The organism is Paenibacillus sp. FSL R5-0378 (genome assembly GCF_038009285.1).
Classification (GTDB): Bacteria; Bacillota; Bacilli; order Paenibacillales; family Paenibacillaceae; genus Paenibacillus_AQ; species Paenibacillus_AQ favisporus.
Map to the genome: position 1 here is coordinate 330,573 of NZ_JBBPAY010000002.1, position 9,428 is coordinate 340,000.

The 9,428-nt window shown below is 45.3% G+C and carries 9 protein-coding genes and 2 rRNA genes (1 of these 11 only partly in view); 2 read left to right on the forward strand and 9 right to left on the reverse strand.

Annotated features, from left to right (window positions below; genetic code table 11):
* The first annotated feature begins 221 nt into the window (after nt 1-221).
* Nucleotides 222-521 (forward strand): hypothetical protein, encoded by a 300-nt coding sequence (locus MKY74_RS35005; RefSeq protein ID WP_076176398.1) that lies wholly within the window; start codon nt 222-224, stop codon nt 519-521.
* Nucleotides 522-667: 146 nt separating this feature from the next.
* Here MKY74_RS35005 and MKY74_RS35010 read toward each other — a convergent pair whose 3' ends face one another.
* The 7 genes from MKY74_RS35010 to MKY74_RS35040 all read right to left on the reverse strand — a co-directional run bounded on the left by MKY74_RS35010 (nt 668) and on the right by MKY74_RS35040 (nt 5,959).
* Nucleotides 668-841, reverse strand: coding sequence for a hypothetical protein (locus MKY74_RS35010; protein WP_167372943.1), 174 nt, complete (start codon nt 839-841; stop codon nt 668-670).
* A gap of 768 nt (nt 842-1,609) precedes the next feature.
* Nucleotides 1,610-2,059 carry a JAB domain-containing protein gene (locus MKY74_RS35015; RefSeq protein ID WP_076176402.1) on the reverse strand — a complete coding sequence of 150 codons (450 nt, stop codon included), beginning with the start codon at nt 2,057-2,059 and terminating at the stop codon, nt 1,610-1,612.
* Nucleotides 2,060-2,193: 134 nt separating this feature from the next.
* Entirely contained in the window at nt 2,194-2,337 is a 144-nt protein-coding gene (locus tag MKY74_RS35020) for an aspartyl-phosphate phosphatase Spo0E family protein (RefSeq protein WP_084204245.1), read from the reverse strand.
* Nucleotides 2,338-3,516: 1,179 nt separating this feature from the next.
* Entirely contained in the window at nt 3,517-3,837 is a 321-nt protein-coding gene (locus tag MKY74_RS35025) for a type II toxin-antitoxin system RelE/ParE family toxin (protein ID WP_076176406.1), read from the reverse strand.
* Nucleotides 3,821-4,093 (reverse strand): type II toxin-antitoxin system prevent-host-death family antitoxin, encoded by a 273-nt coding sequence (locus MKY74_RS35030; protein WP_076176408.1) that lies wholly within the window; start codon nt 4,091-4,093, stop codon nt 3,821-3,823. Before MKY74_RS35030 ends, MKY74_RS35025 begins: the two co-directional genes overlap by 17 nt.
* Nucleotides 4,094-4,658: 565 nt before the next feature.
* Nucleotides 4,659-4,793, reverse strand: a complete 135-nt coding sequence (locus tag MKY74_RS35035; protein WP_279628527.1) for a hypothetical protein — start codon at nt 4,791-4,793, stop codon at nt 4,659-4,661.
* A gap of 932 nt (nt 4,794-5,725) precedes the next feature.
* A complete protein-coding gene (locus MKY74_RS35040; protein ID WP_076176410.1) occupies nt 5,726-5,959 on the reverse strand; it encodes a hypothetical protein in 234 nt (77 codons plus the stop codon).
* A 205-nt stretch (nt 5,960-6,164) separates the two neighbouring features.
* Here MKY74_RS35040 and MKY74_RS35045 point away from each other — a divergent pair, with 205 nt between their 5' ends.
* Complete coding sequence (locus MKY74_RS35045; protein ID WP_076176412.1) at nt 6,165-6,620, forward strand: TetR/AcrR family transcriptional regulator; 456 nt, start codon at nt 6,165-6,167, stop codon at nt 6,618-6,620.
* 307 nt (nt 6,621-6,927) lie between these two features.
* Here the strand turns inward: MKY74_RS35045 and rrf are convergent.
* Nucleotides 6,928-7,044: ribosomal RNA gene (gene rrf, locus MKY74_RS35050) — 5S ribosomal RNA — on the reverse strand.
* A 59-nt stretch (nt 7,045-7,103) separates the two neighbouring features.
* Nucleotides 7,104-9,428 (reverse strand): 23S ribosomal RNA (locus tag MKY74_RS35055); it runs 603 nt beyond the window's last position.

Genomic DNA, 9,428 nt, shown 5'->3' on the forward strand with positions numbered 1-9,428 from the left:
GGTTGTCACGGAGTTAACACTGCCGAGATCAATGACTTTGAAGAAGGGATAAGCAGTATTGAGCACACAAGGAAGCCATTTTTTTCGAATAATTCAAAAGGCTTAAAGAGACTAATTATTGGAGTTATTTTCATAAATCTGTCTAGAAGTGAACCATTTTAATATTCTGAATCGTCATATATTATTGAATGATAAAACTAAAGAGGGGAGACTTCTGGCAAATGAAGAGAAAAATAGTTATTACTACTACACTTATTGTTTTAGCTATTTTATGCAGTGCAGTCTATGCTCAGAGTACGAACAATAGCGTTGCTGCTCTTCCAACAGCTAAAGTAATCCAAAAAGACACGGATCAGATTATAATCAGTAAACAGGATTACATTGGTATGGTACAAATTATACAAGATGTAAACATGGGAAAGTCGCCGGTTTCCGCATTAAAGGATGCTCAACCGTTATTGGACAAAAAACCTGAATATTACGATTTATTAACTAATTATCCTGAACTGAAAAATAAATAAATTACATCACTTAAAAAGGTAGCACCAATTTTGAAATTGGGGCTACCTTTTTAATCAAAGCATCAGAGCAACAGATATTTAATAAAAACTGTTCAGTTTAATTGTTTATATTGTGTGTTACTGTTAATGTAACATTTTAATGTTTACTAATCTTTGCTATTCACTTTCACACCCTCCCCCTCTATCTCCTCTATCAACTCATCTAATGCAATTTCAAACTCCAATACCTTTTCTTTAGCTGCGGTTAAATTGGAGTCTCGGATATCCCTATATATCTTCCGCAAATACCCATTCAAACGTTCTGTTACCAATTTATCCATGTAAAATCTGCCCCCTCCGGCGATTTTTTTATTTACTTTTTCGGCGATTCACTTGCATAAGTTTAGCATTGGATCTCCGGACGTTTTGAATCATCATTTGTACATTGGAGTCGTATATCCTTTCAGGAAAAAATCCACAGCGTTCCCGTAAAATATTCTCTATGATCCAGCCCTTTCGAGTCCAATATTCGTAGCGGCTGCCAACATCAGCCTCCTGGTCAAAAAAGCTGCCTTGCTGCTCATTAGCCTTCTTGAAAATGTGTAAATAGTGATAAATTCTCGAGCGTTCCTTCCGAACCATTCGAAGTAAGCATGTCAAATAATAACTATCCTTTTTCATGAGCTCCCCCGTAGATAACTCCGCATCTTCCAAAGAAGACGGATCCTCGAGCAAAATTTGCCGTCTGGATCCGTTGTTCTGGACCTGGTCGGCCATCAGTTCCATATTACAAAATAGACAATAATACATTTGATCCCTTTTCTCTACCTTAGATCCGCAAAACATACATGTTGGCATTCAAATCTACTCCTCTCACGGATAATGGGTTGCTTTCCATGGACTTACTCAGAGTAAGTTTTGCGTTACTTATAGGCCGCTTTGGTTGGCATATCCGCTGATGCATTCAGGTCGTTTTTTTTAATAGTGGGGGCCGGGGGGATAAAATCACCCCGGCCGCCGGACCAACAGGCAAAATGCAGCATCTTGCTTTCCATGCATCTGTGCTCTAACAAGACCTGGAACCCGAGCAGGTTCCCGGTCTCATAACGCTACATCATCCCCTGCTCTTTCATACTGACGAATCGCTGTTCGCCAACAATGATATGGTCAATCACTTCAATCCCCATAACTGCCCCAACCTCTACAAGACGCCGGGTTAACGAAAGATCTTCCTGAGACGGCGAAGGGTCGCCGCTTGGGTGATTATGAAAGCAAATAATCGATGCTGCGTTATTGAGAATCGCTGCTTTAAACACTTCCCGCGGGTGGACCACGGCAGCGTTCAAACTACCCAAAGACAACACATGTATTCCGGCAATTGCGTTTTTCGTATTCAGCGTTAAAATTCCAAATTTTTCGGCTGCCTCATGCCCCAGGTCTAGAACCGTTTCTATGATGAGGTGTGCGTCACGCGGAGAACGGATGACTTTCGAATCCAGGTCATACCGTGCGCCCTTTTCCTTCACTTGCTTCACACTGAAAATGTTAATGCTCACCATTTGTTCCCTCTCCTTTATATGGTAAAATAGAGGGGCGAAGGGTGTCCAAATCTTCGCCCCGGCTCGGTTGCTTCCCTAACAGCAATCGGGCCTTTTAATATTCCTCCGGCAGTAATAAAGTGGTCGCGCTTCGGTTATGCTCGGTGATAACCCAAAATTTCGTCCAGCTCCTTTGACTTACTCAGTACCGCCTGTGCCATCATTCCCACTTCAAAGACCAATGCATTGAGTTCGCGCGAGAGATGCTCGATTTTCATAATCAGCTCGCTCTCACGCATGAACTTGTCCTCCCTCTTCCCCTGGTGTTTGCCTCCCTACCAAATGAATTAGCTTTAGAAATTCAGCCTTGGTTAAGGTCCGGTACTGCAGCTTACGTCCGTTCCAAAGGATGATAACCTTTTGATACATCCCCCTGGCTATAATCGCGGATATTACGGATTGTTTTCGGCTTGCCTCCATTTAAAATCCCTCCTTATGTTTAAGATTCCGGCGGCTTAGCCGCCGGCGCTTTTCGTTAGTTTCTTCATGGACCGATACAGCCAAAACCGCCCCCCCTGCAGTGCAAGGTCCAGCAAAATCAAAATGAAAATAGCCATGTCCATGGGCTTGTTCCCTCCTTTATCATTCTTTATTTGATTTGTGTTAGGATGAAAGGTAAGGGATGAAGAAGCATTTCCCCTCACCCTCTCACTTCTTTGTAGATTGAGGGAGGGCTATCTAGGTTTGCGTTTTTTTAGGCTTCGACCGGGGCGAACGGTCGGGGCCTTTCGCCTTTTCTTTAGCCGCTGACCACTCAACAAACGCTTTAGCAACTCCAAAAAACTGAATGACTACCTGCAGAATTACTGCAATAGCGTAAGCATCACCAGAGTTTCAGGCTTCATATTTCATTACCTCCCCTCTTAATGGATTTCGTTCGTCAAAGGGCGTTTTTTTTGCCTGCCGCATGGCTGGCTTCCCCAAAGGGAAGTTTTTTCCCTTTTGACGAGAGCTTGGAAACGGGAGCTATGGAGGGCGGTCAAGGGATACAGCACAAAAGTTTTTTCCTGTGCCTCCCCTGATTTCTCTGTGTGGAAAAAAGTTTTGTGCCCCTTGATCGTCCGACCGCCTGCTTAGCTTTTGACAGGTTGAGGGCGTAGCCAAGGAGGCTCGGCCTGTCAAAAGATTAGTAGGCCTAGCTCGCGTTACCATGCGGAAGGCAAAAGGGAAAAACGCATATCAATGAAAAAGAACCGGCCCATCGACCGGTTCTTACCTTCATCCTGACTTGCATTCAGTTATTCTTTTTGCTTACAGCTGTATAAATTCGAAACATACGTCGAGAGAAGCATTCATGACACAAGTTTGAAGACGTTCAAGTATGTTTTACAGAACTAGACCAAATATAAAAAGAAGTCAAGAGCGTTGTGTATATCTCACCCTTGGCTTCCCTATGAAATGAATACTATTGTTATTCATTAAGGACCAAATAATTCACGAAGATAATCCCTTCGACCATGTAAAATTCGATGGATAATCACCGTATCTTCGATGACACGATAAAAAACTAAATAAGGCTGTACGACAATGAATCGGTAACCTCTTTTCAGTAAGGGAAAATCATCATCAGACAAGACGGAACCCAGATAGGGGAACTCCGTAAGATTTGAAATTTGATCATCCAATTTTTGTAGCAAGTCCTCTGCAGCTAAAGCATTTTCCTGTGAAATGAATGAAAAAATCTCATCCATATCATCAACCGCAGCCGGAGTATATTGGACCTTATTCCTTGACGGCATCGATCTTCCTCCGAATTCTTGAAACCACCTGGTTGTGATCAAGTAAGGCTTTCCCTTCTGCAACCTGTTTCTCAGCAACCAAAAGCTTTGATTGTAATTTAATCCGAGCTTCCATCCTGCGATAAGCCTCATGGCTCATCACTACAAGATCTGCTTCGCCATTTCGCGTTATAATCACTGGCTCGTCAAGTTCATGACAATATTTTGAGAAACCATTATAATCCTGCCGAATTGTAGTTGAAGGTTTAATGTTCATTTTGCAATTCCCTTTCTCAAATGACATTATTCTGACATTATTATATCACTAAAATCAACATAATAACCACTTTAAGTGAAATGAGCTAGGTACATATATATGTCTTTTCACTATTGTGAAATATTCATATAGTGATTTTTTCTAGTATTTCACCAAAGATCACTAAGCATAGCCGTCTGAGTTAACTGCTCATGAGCAGTTGCACATATTCGTGTTTTCTTAGCACATCATTCACTCTCGCTTTGCCCTGACATGTAAACTTTGTACATCGAAACCAGTAACACTGTTGCTGTGTTGTAGACTTAATGATTTCATCAAATCGAGAAGGGCAGAGAATAACCCTGACTGGTCCATGACCTTGTCCGGGAGTGTTGTTCTTTCTATTCACTCCTTTGTAAAGGTTAGAGGCAGTATCTTTATCCTACGTATTTCGTTCGAAATGCGAAACAATACAATCATTTAAATTCCTATGCCACAGAGAAACGTTATAAGTTCACCCGGATTCGTGGAATATTGTCTTTGATTTTAGGCGTTGTTTATCTTCTCAGTTATCCTAAATAAACATTCAGAAACGCCTTGTGTTGTTATCTTTTCCATCAATCACTTCTGTCTTTTGTAACACATTGTCCGAATACATCCACTCATTAAGGTATTCATCTGCAAATCTGATTTTATCAGCAATGATTTCTTCTGGATCCACGATTGTTCTGTAAACCCTTGGTCAATATCAACTACTTTTGTTTTCGCCACTTTCACTGCATTCTGTAACAGTTGTGGCTCCCTCGATTCCTCTTAAGCGGCAAATTCATACTCGATCTCCCGCTTCAGACGCCCGCCCGAAAAAACAGTATCGAAGAAAGGTCTTTCTCCCTTGCCGATAATGTTTTAACATAGCCTTCATAATAAAAAAAGCCACTCAAATGAATGACTTCATGCAATATCACAATGACTCCTTTAGAACTCCCCACATCCCAAAGAATAAATCCCTGTCATCATTGGGAACCCTCACCTTTCCGTCGAGTGGTCGCTCCGCTCTCGGAACAAAGAGGGACACGCCAATCCCTAAGGATCCAAGCAAGTCGATCATATCCATCGTTGTAAGTAATGGCTCACCTTAGTGCTTCTTGACCCACCAGGGCTGTAAGCGATCCATTTGATCGTGACTCAGTTCCCGTAATTGCTCATCCGTTAGCGTCAGTTCCATCAATATGCCTCCAAATCAACTTAGTTTTGTTTTCTTCACTACTTCGATCAGTACGCAGGGTACTAGGGTATAGAACTAACCGTATATTGAATCATCAACGCCGTAACACCTAACAACACCATTAGACCACAAACCCTTGTTCAATTCGAGGAAACTGACATAAATAATTAAAAGGAGGAATGTGCAATGTCTAGCTTCTCGCCAGAGCTCTAGCCTCCATCATTGAGGTAGAATGAGGCCCAGCCGCTTGGCGTGACGAATATTGAGCATGTAATCGAGATCCGTTTGGAGCGGAGCCAGTTTAGACGGAAAGATGTCATCGTGAACAATGACTGTGTAATAATCTGAGCTAGCTGAGGGTATTTTGGATGACGAGGCTAGGGACTGATGAAAATATCTGCTGCTATATGTGCCATGACACCTTTCAGTTAATTATCAACGTCCGGCTTTTTTTCGGAATCCTCCCTGCCCCCATTTGCAGTAACTTTTCCTTTTTTGGGGTTTGATCGGTAAGAGGAGGAATTTGCTGCATAATACACAGATAAATCAAGTATAATATTAATACCAACAGCTGCTAGAAAAGAAGCCAAGAGCATGCAAGATGCTCTTGGTTTCTTTTCATTGCGAAAGGTTGCGATGTCCTTATACCCGAAAATAAGCATTGCAACCTCGGTGCCTCCTTCTAAATCATATTAGAACGCGGTTAAGCTGCCCCGTCGCGTATGAGTATAAAGCGAATAGATATGCTTACTAAAGCTTGATAATGTTAATCTGAATCATACAGCCTAGGTGCTGATGTAGGAAGCATATTCCTCTTCTTAAATGCCTGATAGAATTGCACCACCATCGACTGGAAGTACGGTTCCGGTGGTGTTTGTGTTTTTCGCCAAATACATATACGCCTCAGCGATCTCTTCGGGTTTTGCAACGTGCTGTACTAAAAGAGCAATCTGCTTCGCCACTGAGGGATTGGAGATTCCAATAGATGAAATTGCCAATCGTTCCGGGATGGGGATTGGAACGGTATATCGTCACTTTCAGAAGAAGGAAGAATTAATTGAAGCTGTGGTTTTCAGTTTTAAGCAACGTCTCATTGAGAAGGCAAAGGAGATGCTCGAACAGGACGAGCCAGGCCAGGCCCTTTTTAACTTTTTGTCTCTAGTTATGAGAGAGGGCAAAGGAAATAAAGCCCTTATCGCTGCTCTGGCCCGTTCTGGTACGAACTTTCAGCGTCCGCTCTCTGGTATCTCGCTGGATTTTCAAAATGTACTAGGGGAACTCCTAAATCAGGGGCAGCAGGCGGGTTCAACGATCTTCAGCTAACCGATATAACAGCTATTTTATTCAGTGTCATGCGAACTCTGGAATACAATGATGATTCGGGTTTATCGGAGCGCATCCTGTCGGTTGTATGCGATGGGTTACGTGTCCGTTGATAAACAGGTGTTCTACTTTGATTTAACGATTCATATTTGTTCGGCTGTTCGACTACAAAATTTCGATTCATCCTTATATGGACATCAATTGATGATTAAATATTGGTTATGGTAACATTACGGGTAACTTACCAGTCCATAGGTGCTCAACAAAAAGACCACTGTTGATAAACATCAACAGTGGTCTTCTGCTTGCTTGGCAACGTCCTACTCTCCCAGGACCCTTCGGTCCAAGTACCATCGGCGCTGGAGGGCTTAACGGTCGTGTTCGGGATGGGTACGCGTGGAACCCCTCCGCTATCGCCACCAAACGTTCAAGTGTTTGATCACTTGAAAACTAGATACGAAACGAATCTGCGAATTAATCTTTTTGGATAAGCCCTCGACCGATTAGTATTGGTCAGCTCCATGCATTGCTGCACTTCCACCTCCAACCTATCTACCTCGTCGTCTACAAGGGGTCTTACATACTGGGAAATCTCATCTTGAGGGGGGCTTCACGCTTAGATGCTTTCAGCGCTTATCCCGTCCGTACGTAGCTACCCAGCCATGCTCCTGGCGGAACAACTGGTGCACCAGCGGTACGTCCATCCCGGTCCTCTCGTACTAAGGACAGCTCCTCTCAAATTTCCTACGCCCACGACAGATAGGGACCGAACTGTCTCACGACGTTCTGAACCCAGCTCGCGTACCGCTTTAATGGGCGAACAGCCCAACCCTTGGGACCTACTTCAGCCCCAGGATGCGATGAGCCGACATCGAGGTGCCAAACCTCCCCGTCGATGTGGACTCTTGGGGGAGATAAGCCTGTTATCCCCAGGGTAGCTTTTATCCGTTGAGCGATGGCCCTTCCATGCGGTACCACCGGATCACTAAGCCCGACTTTCGTCCCTGCTCGACTTGTAGGTCTCGCAGTCAAGCTCCCTTCTGCCTTTGCACTCTTCGAATGATTTCCAACCATTCTGAGGGAACCTTGGGGCGCCTCCGTTACTCTTTAGGAGGCGACCGCCCCAGTCAAACTGCCCACCTGACACTGTCCCCATACCGGATTACGGTACCAGGTTAGAACCTAGATACGATCAGGGTGGTATCCCAACGGCGCCTCCACCCAAGCTGGCGCTCAGGTTTCAAAGGCTCCCACCTATCCTGTACAGATCGTACCCAAATCCAATATCAAGCTGCAGTAAAGCTCCATGGGGTCTTTCCGTCTTGTCGCGGGTAACCTGCATCTTCACAGGTATTAAAATTTCACCGGATCTCTCGTTGAGACAGCGCCCAAGTCGTTACGCCATTCGTGCGGGTCAGAATTTACCTGACAAGGAATTTCGCTACCTTAGGACCGTTATAGTTACGGCCGCCGTTTACTGGGGCTTCGGTTCACAGCTTCGGGATTACTCCCTAACCGCTCCCCTTAACCTTCCAGCACCGGGCAGGCGTCAGCCCGTATACTTCGCCTTGCGGCTTCGCACAGACCTGTGTTTTTGCTAAACAGTCGCTTGGGCCTTTTCACTGCGGCCCCCTCGTGCTATTCACACTACCGGGGCACCCCTTCTCCCGAAGTTACGGGGTCATTTTGCCGAGTTCCTTAACGAGAGTTCTTCCGCGCGCCTTAGAATTCTCTTCTCGCCTACCTGTGTCGGTTTGCGGTACGGGCACCTTCACCTGGTTAGAGGCTTTTCTTGGCAGTGTGAGATCATGACCTTCGGTACTGTAATTTTCCCTCCCCGTCACAGCCCAGCCTTATAGTGTGCGGATTTGCCTACACACCAGCCTCACTGCTTGGACGAGCATCCATCAGCTCGCGTCACTACCCTCCTGCGTCACCCCATCACTCATAACGGTTTACGGTGGTACAGGAATTTCAACCTGTTGTCCTTCGATTACGCCTGTCGGCCTCACCTTAGGTCCCGACTTACCCTGAGCGGACGAGCCTTCCTCAGGAAACCTTGGGCTTTCGGCGGATCAGATTCTCACTGATCTTTTCGTTACTCATACCGGCATTCTCACTTGTATACGCTCCAGCACTCCTTACGGTATACCTTCAACGCTGTATACAACGCTCCCCTACCCCTGATGCAAGCATCAAGCCATAGCTTCGGTGGTGTGTTTAGCCCCGTTACATTTTCGGCGCAGAGTCACTCGACCAGTGAGCTATTACGCACTCTTTCAATGGTGGCTGCTTCTAAGCCAACATCCTGGTTGTCTGTGCAACTCCACATCCTTTCCCACTTAACACACACTTGGGGACCTTAGCTGATGGTCTGGGCTGTTTCCCTTTTGACAATGGATCTTAGCACTCACTGTCTGACTCCCGGTTACAAGTCAATGGCATTCGGAGTTTGACTGAGCTTGGTAACCCTTGCGGGCCCCGCACCCAATCAGTGCTCTACCTCCACGACTCTATTCACCGAGGCTAGCCCTAAAGCTATTTCGGGGAGAACCAGCTATCTCCGAGTTCGATTGGAATTTCTCCGCTACCCCCACCTCATCCCCGAATTTTTCAACATTCGTGGGTTCGGGCCTCCAGTGCGTGTTACCGCACCTTCACCCTGGACAGGGGTAGATCACACGGTTTCGGGTCTACGTCCACGTACTTAATCGCCCTATTCAGACTCGCTTTCGCTGCGGCTCCGGCTTCTCACCTTAACCTTGCACGGGAACGTAACTCGCCGGTTCATTCTACAAAAGGCACGCC